The sequence below is a fragment of the Streptomyces tibetensis genome, assembly GCF_007655005.1.
Classification (GTDB): domain Bacteria; phylum Actinomycetota; class Actinomycetes; order Streptomycetales; family Streptomycetaceae; genus Streptomyces; species Streptomyces tibetensis.
Genome location: NZ_SZVW01000015.1, coordinates 254680 through 269477, shown reverse-complemented (window position 1 = coordinate 269477; position 14798 = coordinate 254680). Strand labels below are relative to the sequence as shown.

General features: G+C 70.9%; 12 protein-coding genes and 1 pseudogene. 2 read left to right on the top strand and 11 right to left on the bottom strand.

Going from position 1 to position 14798, the window contains the following annotated elements; translation table 11 throughout:
- The 7 genes from FDO69_RS26285 to solA form a co-directional block, all read right to left on the bottom strand.
- Positions 1 to 645 (bottom strand): aldehyde dehydrogenase family protein (locus FDO69_RS26285; RefSeq protein ID WP_138430179.1); only part of this gene is annotated, 645 nt, incomplete at its 3' end.
- Positions 646 to 686: 41 nt separating this feature from the next.
- Positions 687 to 1967, bottom strand: a complete 1281-nt coding sequence (locus FDO69_RS26280; RefSeq protein WP_104782308.1) for an NAD(P)/FAD-dependent oxidoreductase — start codon at positions 1965 to 1967, stop codon at positions 687 to 689.
- 177 nt (positions 1968 to 2144) lie between these two features.
- Positions 2145 to 2912, bottom strand: a complete 768-nt coding sequence (locus tag FDO69_RS26275; protein WP_104782307.1) for an amino acid ABC transporter ATP-binding protein — start codon at positions 2910 to 2912, stop codon at positions 2145 to 2147.
- On the bottom strand, positions 2909 to 3868 hold the full coding sequence (locus tag FDO69_RS26270) for an amino acid ABC transporter permease (protein ID WP_199838313.1): 960 nt from the start codon (positions 3866 to 3868) through the stop codon (positions 2909 to 2911). The genes FDO69_RS26275 and FDO69_RS26270 overlap by 4 nt, the downstream gene beginning before the upstream one ends.
- Before the next feature lies 1 nt (position 3869).
- A complete protein-coding gene (locus FDO69_RS26265; protein WP_104782306.1) occupies positions 3870 to 4889 on the bottom strand; it encodes an ABC transporter substrate-binding protein in 1020 nt (339 codons plus the stop codon).
- A gap of 187 nt (positions 4890 to 5076) precedes the next feature.
- On the bottom strand, positions 5077 to 5757 hold the full coding sequence (locus FDO69_RS26260; RefSeq protein ID WP_104782305.1) for a haloacid dehalogenase type II: 681 nt from the start codon (positions 5755 to 5757) through the stop codon (positions 5077 to 5079).
- 51 nt (positions 5758 to 5808) lie between these two features.
- Positions 5809 to 6948, bottom strand: coding sequence for an N-methyl-L-tryptophan oxidase (gene solA / locus FDO69_RS26255; protein WP_104782304.1), 1140 nt, complete (start codon positions 6946 to 6948; stop codon positions 5809 to 5811).
- A gap of 281 nt (positions 6949 to 7229) precedes the next feature.
- On the opposite strand from solA, the gene FDO69_RS26250 reads away from it, so the two are divergent.
- Positions 7230 to 8852, top strand: a complete 1623-nt coding sequence (locus tag FDO69_RS26250; RefSeq protein ID WP_104782303.1) for a PucR family transcriptional regulator — start codon at positions 7230 to 7232, stop codon at positions 8850 to 8852.
- Positions 8853 to 8915: 63 nt separating this feature from the next.
- Here FDO69_RS26250 and FDO69_RS26245 read toward each other — a convergent pair whose 3' ends face one another.
- Positions 8916 to 11288: a glycoside hydrolase family 65 protein gene (locus FDO69_RS26245; protein WP_234388103.1), complete on the bottom strand. Its 2373-nt coding sequence runs from the start codon at positions 11286 to 11288 to the stop codon at positions 8916 to 8918.
- A complete protein-coding gene (locus FDO69_RS26240) occupies positions 11285 to 12160 on the bottom strand; it encodes a universal stress protein (protein WP_104782339.1) in 876 nt (291 codons plus the stop codon). The genes FDO69_RS26245 and FDO69_RS26240 overlap by 4 nt, the downstream gene beginning before the upstream one ends.
- 200 nt (positions 12161 to 12360) lie before the next feature.
- Between FDO69_RS26240 and FDO69_RS26235 the strand changes: the two are divergent.
- A pseudogene (locus tag FDO69_RS26235) lies at positions 12361 to 12800 on the top strand (cyclic nucleotide-binding domain-containing protein).
- A gap of 71 nt (positions 12801 to 12871) precedes the next feature.
- Here the strand turns inward: FDO69_RS26235 and FDO69_RS26230 are convergent.
- Together FDO69_RS26230 and FDO69_RS26225 are read right to left on the bottom strand one after the other, a co-directional pair.
- Positions 12872 to 13549 carry a helix-turn-helix domain-containing protein gene (locus FDO69_RS26230; RefSeq protein ID WP_104782300.1) on the bottom strand — a complete coding sequence of 226 codons (678 nt, stop codon included), beginning with the start codon at positions 13547 to 13549 and terminating at the stop codon, positions 12872 to 12874.
- A gap of 26 nt (positions 13550 to 13575) precedes the next feature.
- Complete coding sequence (locus FDO69_RS26225; protein WP_104782299.1) at positions 13576 to 14649, bottom strand: zinc-dependent alcohol dehydrogenase family protein; 1074 nt, start codon at positions 14647 to 14649, stop codon at positions 13576 to 13578.
- Between the last annotated feature and the right edge of the window lie 149 nt (positions 14650 to 14798).

The following is a 14798-nucleotide window of genomic DNA, read 5'->3' as shown; positions in this document are numbered from 1 at the left end:
GACACCGGCGGCGTCGGTGGTGGTGACGATGTTCAGCACACCCTCGGGCAGGCCGGCCTCGGTGAGGATGGCGGCGAGGGCGAGGCTGGTCAGGGGCGTCTGCGGGGCGGGCTTGAGGACGATGGTGCAGCCGGCGGCGATGGCGGGGCCGATCTTGCGGGTGCCCATCGCCAGGGGGAAGTTCCACGGGGTGATCAGCAGGCAGGGGCCGACCGGCTGACGGGTGACCAGGAGACGGTTCCTGCCGTCCGGCGCGGTCATCAGGCCGCCGTCGACACGGACGGCCTCCTCGGAGAACCAGCGGAAGAACTCCGCTCCGTAGGCGACCTCGGCACGCGCCTCGGCCAGGGGCTTGCCCATCTCCAGCGTCATCAGCAGCGCGAGGTCCTCGGTGCGCGCGATGATCAGGTCGTAGGCGCGGCGCAGGATCTCGCTGCGCACCCGGGGCGCGGTGGCGGCCCAGGCCGGCTGGGCGGCGACCGCGGCCTCGACGGCGCGCTGTCCGTCGGCCGGTGAGGCGTCGGCGACCCGGCAGAGCTCTTCGCCGGTGGCCGGGTTGTCGACCGGCAGGGTCCGGCCGGACTCCGCGTCCTGCCAGCCACCACCGATGAACAGCTGCTTGGGAACATCACGGACGACAGTCATCGTGGGTATCTCCTCGTCTGCGTGGAAGTGCTGCCGACCGGTCAGCGGATGCGGTCCAGCGTCTTGTAGTAGGCGCCCGCGAAGGGCAGGAACCAGGCGGTGCCGTTGTAGAGGGGGATGCGGGGCGGGGCGATGTCACGGACGGGGCTGACCTCGGGGTGGCCGTCCATCACCTCGGCCATGACCTGACCCATGTGCGTGGCCATCTGCACGCCGTGGCCCGCGTACCCCATGGAGTAGTAGACGCCGTCCTCGGTCTGCCCCGCGTGGACGATGCGGTCCATGGCGAAGCCGACGGAGCCGCCCCACACGTACTCGATCTTCGTCCGGGAGAGTTGCGGGAAGATCTCGCACATCTCACGGAACAGGACGGCACCGCTCTTCTTGTCCGAGGTGGGGTCGGACGGTGCGAAGCGGGCGCGGCCGCCGAACAGCAGCCGGTTGTCCGGGGTGAGCCGGAAGTAGTGGCAGACCTTGTTGGAGTCGACGATGAGTCGGGCCTTGGGGATGATGTCCCGGGCGAGTGCCTCGCCGAGCGGCTCGGTGACGATGATGAAGCTGCCCACGCTGACCTGCTGGCGCCGCAGCCAGGGGAAGTTCTTGTCGGTGTAGGCGTCCGTGGCCATCATGACCTGCCCGGCACGGATGACACCGCGCTCGGTGCTGACCTCGAAACGGCCGGCTGCGGTGCGCCGCACGCCGATGGCCGCGTTGCGCTCGTGGATCTCCACACCGGTGCGCTCGCACGCCTCGGCCATGCCGCGCACGAAGCGACCGACGTGCAGGGCGGCGCTGAACGGGTCCAGCAGACCGCCGTGGTAGGCGTCGGATCCGATCTCGGAGCGCAGCTCGGACTTGCCGACCAGTGTGGTCTCGTGCCCGAAGTAGTTGGCCAGGTCGCGCTGCTGGGCCTTCTTGCTCTCGAAGTGCGCGGGGCGGGACGCGACACCCAGGCGTCCGACGCGACGGAACTGGCAGTCGATGGACTCCTCGCCCACGAGCCGCTCGACGGTGTCCACGGCCTCGCCGTAGGAGTTGTAGATCTCGCGGGCCCGCTCCAGTCCGTACCGGCGGATGGCCTGGCGCACGCCGATGGTGAAGCCCAGGTTCGCCATGCCGCCGTTGCGGGCGGAGGCCCCGGAGCCGATCTGGCCCTTCTCGACCAGGGTGACGCGAGCGCCCTTGCGCGCGGAGTGCAGAGCGGTGGACAGACCCGTCAGGCCGGCACCGACGACCACCAGGTCGGTGTCCTCCGTCAACGGCTTGCCGGAACGGTCGGGAAACGCCCCGGCGGTTTCTATCCAGTAGGGAATCGTCTTCATGTCGGGTCCTTAGCGGGGAGTTTCGAAGGGGGGCGCGGCCGGGCACCACCAGGGGCCCGGCCGACGGCGCTGTCAGCGCTGTGACGGTCGGATCGACGTCGAACTGGAGGGCGTTGAAGACCGGGACCGGCAGGGTGCGGACGTAGGGTGCGGAAGTTACGTCAGTCCCAGCCGCTTCTACAGGACCCTTTCGAGGAACGCCTGGGTTCGTTTCTCGCGGGGGTTGCCGAGGACTTCGCGTGCGTCGCCGCGTTCGACTGCGATGCCTTCGTCCATGAACAGCACCTCGTCGGCGACCTCGCGGGCGAAGCCCATCTCGTGGGTGACGAGCAGCATGGTCATTCCGTTGCCGGCGAGGTCGCGCATGACGGCGAGTACTTCGCCCACGCGTTCCGGGTCCAGGGCGCTGGTGGGTTCGTCGAACAGCATGATGGTCGGTTCCATCGCCAGCGCGCGGGCGATGGCCACGCGTTGCTGCTGGCCGCCGGAGAGCTGGGCGGGGTACTTGTGGCCGCACCCCTCGAGGCCGACCTTGGCCAGCAGTTCTCGCGCCTGCTCGCGGCTGGCCTCACGGTTCTTCTTCTTCACCAGCACCGGTCCGGACATGACATTGCTCTCGGCGGTCATGTTGGGGAACAGGTTGAACTGCTGGAAGACCATGCCGATGCGGGTGCGCTGCTGAGCCAGCCGCTTGGGGCGCACGGCGTGGTAGGCGTCGTCCTTCTCGACGTAGCCGAAGTCCTCCCCGTTGACCTTGAGGACTCCGCGGTCGATGGTCTCCAGGCCGTTGATACAGCGCAGCAGTGTCGATTTGCCGGATCCGCTCGGGCCGATGATGCAGGAGATCTCTCCGGCCGCGACGGTCAGGTCGATGTCACGCAGGACCTGGTGACGTCCGTAGCTCTTGCACAGTTTGCGTGCGACGATCGTTCCGTCGGCGTTCACAGCAGGGACTCCCTCGTGGCGGGTACGGGCTGGCCCGCCCCCGGCTCGGCCGAGGTCGCGGCCGGGGTCAGCCGTGCCCGGGTCGAGCGGGAGAAACGGCGCTCGATCATGGACTGCGGCACGCTCAGCACCAGCGTCATGATCAGGTACCAGAGGCTGGCCACGATCAGCAGCGGAATGGTCTGGTAGTTGCGGGCGTAGATCGACTGTGCGCTGTTCAGCAGGTCGGCGACGCCGAGCACGCTCACCAGCGAGGTCTCCTTGAGCATGCCGATCACCTGGTTGCCGGTGGCCGGAACGACCGACGGCATGGTCTGCGGGATGATCACGCGCCGGAGCTTGGTGAATCCCGACATGCCCAGGGACTCCGCGGCCTCGTGCTGTCCGCGAGGAACCGAGGCGAACCCGCCGCGGATGATCTCGGACATGTACGCGGCCTGGTTCAGCGTCAGCCCCACCACGGCCGCGGTCAACGGAGTCATGATCGCGTTCACGTTCACCGGCGTGGAGATGTCGGTGAACGGGATACCGATCGAGATGTGCGGGTACAGCGCCGCGATGTTGAACCAGAAGATCAGCTGCACGAGCACCGGGGTGCCGCGGAAGAAGGCGATGTAGAGCTGGGCCAGCCCGGAAACGGGCCGCTGATGCGACATCCGCATCACCGCCAGGACCAGCCCGAGCAGGGTGCTCAGCGCCATGCTGACCGCGGTGAGAACCAGCGTGATCAGCAGACCGTTGAGAATCGATTGCGTGGTGAAGTAGCTGAACACCACCGGCCAGCGATAGTTCTCGTTCGTCACCGCGGTCCACACCAGACCGGCGACGATCGCGATCGCGACGGCCCAGGTGACATAGTCACGCGGACGCTTCGGCGTGATCCGCTTCTTTTCTTCGGCCAGCAGTTGTGACACCGGTCGGCTCCTGGTCTTCGTACCGATCAGATCCGTGGACATGTCAGTCCTGCGGGACGGCCATGGCCGCGGTCTTGATCCCGAGGTCCTTCATACCCCAGCGGCCCAGCGCCTGGGTGTACTTGGGGTCGTCGATGATCGACTGGATGGCAGCCTTCACCGCGGGGGTCAGCGCAGAGTCCTTCTTCAGCGCGACGGCCACGGGCTTGGTGGCCACCAGGGGCTTGAGGACATCGAACGTCTTGGGCTGCTGCCGGGCCGCCCACTCGAGCGAGATGAAGTCGTACATCACCGCGTCGATCCGCTTGGAGACCAGCTGGGTCAGAGCGTCGTTCACGCTGGGCAGGGTCACCGCGTCGATGGCCGGCTTGCCCTTGCTCGTACAGTCCTGCTTGGACAGCTGGGGCAGCCACTGCAGCTCCGCGGTGCTGCCGGAGGTGACGGCGACGCGGTGCCCGCACAGCGTGTGGGTGCCCAGCTTCTGCGGGTTCCCGTAAGGGACGGACACTCCGGTCCCGGAGTTGACGTAGTCGACCATGTCGAGCACCTTCAGCCGGTCCTTCGTGGCGCCCATGGTGGAGGCGGTGAAGTCGTACCGGTCGGCCTGCAGGCCGGTGATGATGGTGTCGAACTTGACGTTGTTGATCTGCAGCTTCAGGCCGAGCTTGGCAGCGATCAGCCGGGACATGTCCGGGTTGAAGCCGATCGGGGTCTTGTTGTCCGACGCCATGAACGTGGTGGGCGGGTAGGCCAGGTCCATGGCCACCGAGAGCGTGCCCTTGTCCTTCACCGCCGCGGGCAGCAGCTTCACCGCCTTCGCATCCGGCTTCACGCCCACCGAGATGTCGTCGGTGTGCTCGGCCGACGCGCCGGCACCCCCACCCTGCGTCGTGCCCTTCGCCCCCACGTTCTGCCCGGTGCCGCTCGCCCCGCACGCGGCGAGCGCGAGGGCCAGGGCCGTCGTGACGATCGGGATGCTCAGGTGCCTGTTGACCTGCATCGCGGCGGCCACGGCGCCTGCGGTGCGGAGTACGGTTCTGCGGCCTGTCCGGTTGCTTTCCATGGCGGTGCCTCCTGAAGAACGCTGGGGATACGGGGAATCCGTGATGCGGGGACGACGTGGGGATCTCACGGGGGGGGTGGGACGTCGTCAGCCGACGGCCGGAAACGCGCGGGGCTCATGGGCGGCCACGCGAGACCGGGCGCCTGTCGGAAAGAAAGGTGCTGAGTGAGCGGGTATGCGTCGCGCGTCAGATGCCCAGCGTCTGGTTGAGCTCGTCCAGGGACTTGACGGTCACGTAGTCGTAGCCGTGCGTGACGGGGTCGTAGCCGCGGTCCAGGAGGATGAGGTTGCGGAAGCCCATGTCGTGCATCGGCATCAGGTCGTAGCGGGTGTGCGAGGAGACGTGCACGAAGTCCTCGGGGGACGCGTCGAGCTGGTCGAGCATGTCCTCGAAGGCGGCGTAGCGGGGCTTGTAGTAGCCGGCCTGCTCCGCGGTGAAGACGGCGTGGAAGTCCGCGCCGAGGCGGGGCACGCTCTCCTCCAGGAAGGAGTCGTCCGCGTTGGACAGGATGACCAGCTTGTAGTTCTCGCCCATCTTCTTCAGCGGCTCCGGAACGTCCGCGTGCGGGCCCCAGCTGCGCACGCCGTCCGCGAACCGCTTGCCGGCGTCCGGGGCGGCCTTGATGCCCCACTTGCGGCAGACCCTCTCGAAGGAGTCCTGAAGCACCTGCTCGTAGGGGTAGTACTCGCCGCGGACCTGGTCGTAGCGGTAGCCGCGGAACTCCCGGACGAACTGGTCCCACTGCTCGGCGGGAATCTGGTCGCCGACGAGTTCACGCGTGATGGGGGTGATCGGGTACTCGATCAGCGTGCCGTAGCAGTCGAAGGAGACGTACTTCGGGCGGAACTGGAACGAGGGAATGGGCATGGAAGCGCTCCACTTTCTTGGTTCGGGGAACTGGTTACGGGCCACAGCGCTTCAGGCGGCGCCGACTCCTGCCGGCGCGAGGAAGCCGACGGGATGGTCGGTGGCACCGTCGAGGGCCAGGTCTGCGGCGATCTCCCCCATGGCGGGCGACAGCTTGAAGCCGCTGCCGGAGAAGCCGGCCATGACGATGATGTCGTCCTCGCCGGGAAGGCGGCCCACGAGCGGGTTGCCGGAGTCGGTGTAGCCCTCCATGTAGACCGACAGCCGGATGGGGTCGGGGTTCAGGTCGGGCATCAGCTCGCCGATGAGCTCGCGGAAGGTGGCGAGTTCCTCCGGGCGGACCGTGCGGTCGAGTCGTTCGGGGTCGGGCACCGGCAGATAGCGGGCGAAGGAGAGGCCCAGCTTGACGGAGATGCCGTCGGGCGAGGGGAGCCCGTAGCAGTCGTGCGGTGTGCTGCGGACGAAGGCCGGGGCGCCGCCCGCGAACCAGTCGTGGCGGGTGGGGATGTGCCAGGAGCTGATCAGCCGGCGGATGTCGACGGCCCGCGGCAGGTCCGGGAGCAGGGTGTTGACCCAGGGGCCGACGGTGACCACCGCTGTGTCCACGTGGTCCGTGCCGTGGTCGGTGACGATGTGCACCCCGCCACCCGCCGCCGGGGCGATCTCCCGTACCGGTGTGTAGCGGTGCAGTCGGGCGCCCAGCTGCTCGGCGCGGGCGGCGGCGGCCTGGATCGACGCCTCGGGCCTGATGATGCAGCCCATCCGGTCGAGCACGGCGGTGTGCCCGTCCGGGAGGCGGTGCTGCGGGTAGCGTCGGGCGAGTTCCTCCCGGTCCAGCACCTCGTGGTCCAGCTGATGGGTGGTGCTGGCGGAGACGAGGAGGCGCATGGAGGGAGAGCCGGTCTCGCCCATCACCAGACATCCGCTGCGACGGCGCAGCGAGCAGCCGGTCTCGCGCTGGAGCCGGTCCCACATCCGGTCGGCGAGCCGCAGCAGCGGGACATAGCCCGGGTCACCGAGGTGCACGGCGCGGAAGATGCGGCTCTCTCCCCCGGCCGCGCCGCGGTCGTGTCCCGGCGCGTACCGGTCGTAGCCGATGACCTCGGCTCCGCGGGCGGCCAGCCGCCACATGGCCTGGCTGCCCATGCTGCCGGCGCCGATGACGGCGACGCGCTTGGGGGTGCGGCGCATGAGGTCGCTCCTTTCGCCGGGGTGGCATCGATGGCAGTGGTTGCCCCAGCACCGAGCGGACACCGTGCGGACTCTTGCGGTCCGTGTCCCACTGGGGATGGCGTTCACTTTCGACCCGGGCGAACACACAGGTCAACCCACACTGTGTTCCACCTCGCGGGCTTCTCGAGACGGTCTGTCACGGCGGACGTCCACGCCTCGGAAAGTGCTCGCCCTCCTCTTGTCACGGTGGGTGGCCGGTGCGAGGGTGACCCCCGATCCCCCGGAAGAAAGCACCGCCTATGCCGCCCAGACACCCTGTAAGCGGGCACTTCCCCACCATCGCGGAGGTTCTTCGGCTGCCCGTGCTCGCCGAGGGGATGCCGCGCGTCCTGGCCGGCGAGTCACAGCTGAACCGTGCGGTGCGCTGGGTGCACGTCACCGAGCTGCTCAATCCGGCCGACTTCCTCGAGGGCGGGGAGCTGGTGCTGACGACCGGCATGCCGCACCCGGAGGACCCCTCCAAGCTGCGGGACTACGTCGATCAGCTCGCCGACGTCGGCGCGGCCGGCCTGATCGTGGAGCTCGGTTACCGCTACCGGAAGGTGCCGGAGGAACTGGTGGGAGCCTCCCGTGCCCGCCAGATGCCGCTGATCGAGCTGGCCCGCGGTGTCCGTTTCATCGACGTCACGCAGACGGTGCACGCGCTCATCCTGGACGCCCAGGGCGCGCTGCTGCGCCGCGGCAGGGACATCCAGGACATTTTCACGGCCCTGACGCTGCGGGGCGCGAGTCCCGAGGAGCTGGTGCACACCACCGCGGAGCTCACCGGAGTCCCGGTGGTGCTGGAGGATCTCACCCACCGCGCCCTGATGTGCGAGCTGCTCGGCCGGCCGTACGAGCCGGTCGTGTCGGCCTGGGCCCGGCGCTCCCGGGCCGCGCCGACCCCGGAGAAGCTCGCGCCGAGCGGCCCTGAGGGGTGGCTGATCGCCCCGGTTCAGGATCACCACGGGCCCTGGGGGCGGCTGGTCCTGCTGGACAGCCGGCTGAACACGGAGCCCGACCCGGAGCATGTCCTGGTCCTGGAGCGCGCCGCGGTGGCGCTGACCATGGCGCGTCTGGCCGGGCCGGCCTGGTGGGAGCGCCGGGCCCACCGCTCCGTGCTGCGGGACCTGTACGAACGGCGGTTCCGCTCCCCCGCCGACGCCCGCGCCCGCGCCGAGGCGCTGGGCTTGCCGGCCTTCGGCCACCGCCTCTTCGCCGTGGTCATCCGCCACACCCGGCGCGTCGGCGAGGGGGAACAGCTCGACGAACGGATCGCGAAGGCCCTCGTCCAGACGGGCGTCCGCGCCCTGGTCGGGCAGACGGCGCCGGGCCGCATCGGCGTTCTCCTCGCACTGGCGCAGGCCAGCGCCTGGCAGCCGGTCGCCGAGCGGATCGGCCGTCTCGCCCGCGAGGAACTCGGCGAGGGGGCCGTCGTCGCCGTCGGCCCGGGAGTGACCGACCTGTCCGGGATCGCCCGGTCGTGGCAGGAAGCCGAGCAGACGGCCGAGGCCATCACGCCGGCGTCCCCGGAACGGTGGTTCTACGTCCCCGCCGATGTGGAGCTCCCGGAACTCCTCGGCGTCCTGCGCGAGGACACCCGCCTCCAGCGGTACGCGGAACGGCAGCTGACCCGTCTCATCGAGCACGACGACCGCAACGGCGGCGATCTGCTGCCCGCGCTGCGGGCCTATCTGACGGCCGCCGGGAACAAGTCGGTCGCGGCGAAGCTGGCCGGCATGTCGCGACAGGCCTACTACCAGCGCCTCCACACCATCGAACGGCTTTTGGGCTGCGACCTGGAATCCGGCCTGCAGCGCACGTCCCTGCACGTCGCGGTGCTGGTCCTGGACGCGGGCGCGGGCGCTGTGCCGGGCAGCTGACGGGCGCGTCGGCCGGCGACCGGGGGTAGCCGTCCGGACGTTCGTCGTGTGCGGCCCCGAGTCTCACCGGTCCGTGAGAACCAGCCGGCACGTCTCGCCCGGTTCCACCCCGACCGCCCGGTCGGGCAGCTCGACGTCGATCGGCGGGAGGCCGGACTGCGGTATGGCGATCTCCAACCGCCCACTCGTCAGCCGCAGCCGTATGCCCCAGTGGCCCTGGTAGCGGATGGAGAAGCCGTACGAGGACAGCTCCGGCAGCGGCACGGGGTCCAGCCACAGTGACCCCGCACGGGTCTCCAGACCGGGCAGTCCGCGCTGGACCAGGTCGAGGGTGCCGGCCATGGCGCCCAGGTGGATGCCCTCGCCGGTGGTGCCGCCCTGCAGGTCGGCGATGTCGCCGCGCAGGGCCTCCTGGCAGTACCGCCATGCCTCGGCGCGTCGGCATCGCGCCAGGACCCAGCCGTGGACCAGCCCGCTGAGGGTGGAGCCGTGGCTGGTGCGGGCCAGGTAGTGGTCGACGGTGCGCCGCCAGGTCCCCTCGTCCAGCCGGTGGCCCAGCCGGCCGAAGAGGCGCTGGAGTTCGGACGGCGAGAAGAGGTAGCCGAGCATCAGCACGTCGGCCTGCTTGGACGCCCTGTAGCGGTTGACGCTGTCGCCCTCGGCCTCCAGGATCCGGTCCAGGCGCCGGATGTCGCCGAAGCGTTCGCGGTAGTCGTCCCAGTCGAGTTCGGCGAGGTCGCCGTACCCCTCGAACTGGCTGATGACCCCGTCATGGAACGGCACGTGGAGCGTACGCGAGACCTCCTGCCAGCGGTCGGGTTCACCGTCGTCCAGGGCGATGCGTTCGACGAGTTCGCGGCAGCGCGGTGCGGGCAGGATGCGCAGCACGTCCAGGGCGCGGGCGAGGACCCAGGCCGCCGTGACGTTGGTGTACGCGTTGTCGTCCAGGCCCGGCCGCTCGGCACCCGGGTAGGCGTCGTGGTACTCGTCGGGTCCGACGACGCCCCGGATGCGGTGCCGCCCCAGGTTCTCGTCCCACGTGGCCGAGTCGGCCCAGAAGCGCGCCACTTGCAGCAGCATCTCGGCGCCCTTGGTGTGCAGGAACTCCGCGTCGCCACTGGCCTCGCAGTACTGCCACACGTTGTACGCGATCGCCGAACCGACGTGGTGCTGAAGGTGGGTGTGGTCGGGCAGCCAGCGGCCCGAGCGGGGATTGAGATGCAGCCGCTGGGTCTCCTCCCGACCGTCGCTGCCGCTCTGCCAGGGGTAGAGGGCGCCCCGGCGGCCGACGGCCCGTGCCGCGGCGCGGGCCCGGTCCAGGCGCCGGTGGCGGTAGTGGAGCAGGGCGCGGGACACCTCGGGGAAGTGCAGGTTCAGATACGGCAGGACGAACAGCTCGTCCCAGAAGACATGGCCGCGGTAGGCCTCGCCGTGGAGCCCGCGGGCCGGTACGCCCACGTCCAGGTCGGCGGTGTGGGGCGAGAGGGTCTGGAGGACGTGGAAGAGGTGCAGGTGCAGGATGGCCCCGGCTTCCCCGGGGACGTCGATCTCGGCCCGGCGCCACAGCTGGTCCCAGGCCGTGCGGTGTGATGCCAGCAGTCCGTCGACGTCCGGGGCCGCGCCCACCCGGTCCACGGCTGCCTGCAACGGGTCGCTGATCGCCGGATCGCGCGAGGTGTGCAGGGCGATGGTCTTGTCGACGGTGACGGTACGGCCGGGGGCGAGGGACAGCGTGGCACGCTGGACGGCGCGCGAGGGTTCGTGCCCGTCCGTGATCTGCCCCCGGGCCGTCAGCCGGGCGGCCATGCCGATCCGGATGGCCGAGGTGCGGGTGCGGCAACGCAGCCAGACCGTGCCGGGTACGGCCGTGCCGGTGTGCACGTCGGTCAGGTGGTGGCCGTCGAGGTCGCGGTAGCGCGGCACCCCGGCGTTGACGACCGCCCCGTCGAGCGCGGCCTCGATCTCCAGCTCGCCGGTGAAGTTCTCGGCGGTGAAGTCGGTGCGCAGCGCCGCGAGGTGCGGATCTCCCATGTGCACCAGCCGTCGCTGCCGCAGGGACAGCACCCGCCCGTCTCCGAGGGCGTACCGGGTGCTGCGCTCCAGCAGTCCGGAACCCAGGAGGAGGGCCTGGCGGTGGTCGAGGACGGTCGCCGAGTCGGGTGTGAGCCACTGCCCGCCCGCCGCACGGGCGCGCAGCGGCAGCCAGTCGGGGAGGTTGACCAGGTCCTCGTTCTCGACGCGGCGTCCCGCGACCTCGGAGGTGAGGCGGTTGTAGCAGCCCGCCGCGTAGGTGCCCGGGTAGTGCACATCGTCCGCCGTGCACTCGGGCAGCGCCCCGCGCGTGGCGAAGTAGCCGTTGCCCAGTGTGCACAGCGACTCCCGCAGCCGTTCCTCCGCGGGGCGGTACCCCTCGTAGGCCCAGGACCGGTCCGTCACGGGAGCTGCTCCCGCCCCACCTGTTGCGGCACGACGGCCACCGGGCATGCGGCGTGGTGCAGCAGCGTGTGGGCGACCATGCCGAGCTGGAGCCCGAAGTGCCCCTGGCGGCGTCGTGCTCCGACGACCACCAGGTCGGCCGCGGCCGAGCGGTGCACGAGCACCTTGCGGGCCGGGCCCTCGACCGCGGTGCGGTGCACCCGGACCCCGGGGTGGTCGGCCATGGCGGCTCCGAGCAGATCGTCGAGTTCGGTGCGGGCCCGCTCCTCGTGGTCCCGGTCGGGCGTTTCGGCGGCTTCGTGTGCGGCGCGGCGCCAGGCCCGGACCACGTCCAGGACGCCTCCGCGGGCCTCGATCTCACGGAGGGCGAAGCGCACCGCTTCCTCTCCGGTGGCCGGGCTCCCGGCGCCGAGCAGGATCCGCCGGTGGGTGCCCGCCAGGCCTGCCCGGTCGCCGCGGACCACGATGACCGGGCAGTGGGCGCGGGCCGCGACGGCCAGGCCTACGGAGCCGAGCAGCAGTCCCTTCAGCCCGCCCCGGCCCCGCGAACCGGTGATCAGGGCGGTGGCGTTGTTGCCCTCGCGCAGGAGGGCGTCCGTCGCGTCGGCGAGCAGGACGTCGGTGGACACCTTCACATCGGGGTTGCGCCGTCCGGCGCGTTCCGCGGCGGAGGCGACGATGTGGTCGGCCGGGACCCGCCCGGCGGGGCGGTCCGGGCCGATCGAGGGGGTAGGCCCCTCGTACCTCTCCCACAGGGAGCCGTGGACCAGCCGCAGGGGAAGCCCGTGGCGGGCCGCCTCGTCCACCGCCCAGTCGACCGCGGGCAGACTGCCCTCGGATCCGTCGACCCCCACGACCAGGGGAAGTTCCATCGTCATCGTTCCCACCGCCTCGTGCACGGCACGGTGCACCACCCACTCTCACCGTCCCACCCGGGGCGGCCGGACGCGAGGGGCGACAGGTCCCCCGGCCGGGGCCGTTCGGCCCGTGGTGCGCCGCAGGGGCCGGGCCCAGGCTGAAGTCAGCAGCCGACGGTCTTGAAGGGAGCCGAGCGACGACCTCCACCACCAACCTGGCCGCGGGCCTCACAGCCGGGCAAAGGAGCGGCTGATGCGGGTCGCCCGCGAGGTGTCCTTCGAGTCGGGCACCCGCCTCTTCGAGGAAGGGCTGCGCGCAGACCGGTTCTGGATCGTGCGCACCGGGACGGTCGTGCTCGATCTGCACATCCCGGGCCGGCGGGCGGCCGCGGTCGAGACCCTGGGGCACGGCGAGCTGGTCGGCTGGTCCTGGTATTTCCCGCCGTACGTGTGGCATCTGGGCGCGGAGGCGGCCAGCCCGGTGCGCGCCCACGAGTTCGACGCGGAGGCCGTACGGGCGATGTGCGCCGGCGCCCCCGAGTTCAGCCGTGCGATCGCGGACTGGGTCGGACGGGTGGTCGCCCACCGGCTGCACGCGTCGCGGATCCGGCTGCTCGACCTGTACGCCCCCTACGGCAGCGGCAGCGCGCTGTGAGCAGCCGGGGCGAGGACGCGCTCAGACCACGGTGATACAGCGCGCTGTGAGCGGCCAGGGTGTGTACGCGCTCAGAGAACGGTGATGCGGCGGCCGGTGACGGTGACGGGCTCGATGCGCAGCCACAGGTCGCGCGGGCCTCCCGCCCAGGGGGCGCTGTACGCCTGCTCTTCGAGACGGGCGACGTCGTCCGGATCCGTCACGGTCGTCGCGGGTCCCCGCACCAGCACGCTCCAGCCCTCACTGAACGCCTCGTCGATACGGTCGGCCTCGAAGGCGACCCGGTGGCCGTCCGCCTGTGCCGGGGCCGTTCCGGGCGCGGTGCGGAAGACGATGCCCCCGTCGACGACGCTGTAGTTGACCGGTACGACGACCGGCCCGGAGTCCGCGGGCACGGCGAGGCGTCCCACCCCGTGGGTGGAGAGCAGGGAGCGGCACTCCGCTTCGGGCAGCTCCGTGAAGCGGGGTGTCCGGGCGGCCCGGCCGAGGCCGGGGGGCAGCTCGGTGTCGCCACCGGTCAGATGCCACACCGTGGTCTTGAGCGCCCCCGCCAGCCGGAGGAGGGTGCCCGCGCCCGGGTCGGCGGGCGGTCGCTCCTCCAGGTACTGCAGGTAGGCCGGCGACATGCCGGCCCGTGCTGCCGTCTCCTGCCGGCTCAGGCCGATTTCGGTACGCCGCTGGGTGATCCGCCGCCCGAGGTCACCCATCGGGCGTCCTTCGACGGCATGCGACGAGGCCCGTTCGGTCATGACGCGTCACCTCTCTCCTTCGTCCGTCAGGCCGCTCGGTAGGGGACGACTTCCTCGTGCGGCTCCTCGCCCAGCACGACCTTGAGCGCCCCGGTGTCGGCGGCCCGGGCGAAGACGTCGTACGCCTCCTCCATGTGGGTCATCGGGAAGGTGTGCGTGACCAGTTGCCCGGTGGGCAGGCGGCCGGCTGACGCCATCCGGAGCAGGGTGGGGGTGGAGTACGTGTCCACCAGCCCCGTGGTGATGGTGACGTTCTTGATCCACAGGTCCTCCAGATGGAGGGTCGCGGGTCTGCCGTGCACGCCGACATTGGCGACGTGACCGCCGGGCCGCACCATGCGCGTGCAGAGTTCGAAGGCCTCCGGGGCGCCGACCGCCTCGACGACCACGTCCGCGCCCAGTCCGTCGGTGAGGTCCGCGACCAGCTGTTCGGGGGCCTCCCGGGCGTCCGCCACGGCGTCCGCGCCCAGGTGCTTCGCCGCTTCCAGCCGCGCTGCGGCGAGGTCCACCGCGACGATGCGCTCCGGAGCGAACAGCCGGGCCGTCACGACGGCGGCGAGCCCGATCGGGCCGGCGCCGACGACGGCGACGGTGTCCCCGGGCCGTACGTGCCCGTTGAGCACGCCGACCTCGTAGGAGGTGGGGAAGATGTCGGCCAGCAGCACGGCGTCCTTGCCGTCCAAGGTGCTGGACAGCGGGTGCACGGAGAGGTCCGCGTACGGCACGCGGACGTACTCGGCCTGGGTGCCGTCGATCAGATGGCCCAGGATCCAGCCACCGCCGCCCCGGCACTGGCCGTACGTGCCCTCACGGCAGGACCGGCAGCGGCCGCAGGCGGTGATGCAGGAGACCAGTACCCGGTCGCCCGGCCGCACCGTGCGGACGTCGGCGCCGACGTCGACGATCTCACCGACCGCCTCGTGCCCGAGCACGGTTCCCGGCCGGACCTCGGGCACGTCGCCTTTGAGGATATGCAGGTCCGTTCCGCAGATGGTGACGGCGTCGACGCGCACGATGGCGTCGGTCGCCTCCTGGACACCCGGGTCCGGGACGTCCTCCCAGGCGGACTGTCCGGGACCGTGGAAGACGTAGCCCTTCATGGCGGTACCCCCTGACTGGCGCGGGTGATGTATCCGGTTTGCTCCGCAGTTCCAGCTTGGCGCGGATCGGCGGGACGCGCTTGGGCCGGACGGCCTCCGCCCGCCGGCCCGTCGGGTGCCTGCGGGGGCGTGCGGACGGAACGTCGCAC

Coding starts and splice junctions, on each gene's coding strand:
- FDO69_RS26280 (WP_104782308.1), bottom strand. CDS start 1,967: ATGAAGACGATTCCCTACTGGATAGAAACCGCCGGGGCGTTTCCCGAC.
- FDO69_RS26270 (WP_199838313.1), bottom strand. CDS start 3,868: ATGTCCACGGATCTGATCGGTACGAAGACCAGGAGCCGACCGGTGTCA.
- FDO69_RS26265 (WP_104782306.1), bottom strand. CDS start 4,889: ATGGAAAGCAACCGGACAGGCCGCAGAACCGTACTCCGCACCGCAGGC.
- FDO69_RS26260 (WP_104782305.1), bottom strand. CDS start 5,757: ATGCCCATTCCCTCGTTCCAGTTCCGCCCGAAGTACGTCTCCTTCGAC.
- solA (WP_104782304.1), bottom strand. CDS start 6,948: ATGCGCCGCACCCCCAAGCGCGTCGCCGTCATCGGCGCCGGCAGCATG.
- FDO69_RS26250 (WP_104782303.1), top strand. CDS start 7,230: ATGCCGCCCAGACACCCTGTAAGCGGGCACTTCCCCACCATCGCGGAG.
- FDO69_RS26240 (WP_104782339.1), bottom strand. CDS start 12,160: ATGGAACTTCCCCTGGTCGTGGGGGTCGACGGATCCGAGGGCAGTCTG.
- FDO69_RS26230 (WP_104782300.1), bottom strand. CDS start 13,549: ATGACCGAACGGGCCTCGTCGCATGCCGTCGAAGGACGCCCGATGGGT.
- FDO69_RS26225 (WP_104782299.1), bottom strand. CDS start 14,649: ATGAAGGGCTACGTCTTCCACGGTCCCGGACAGTCCGCCTGGGAGGAC.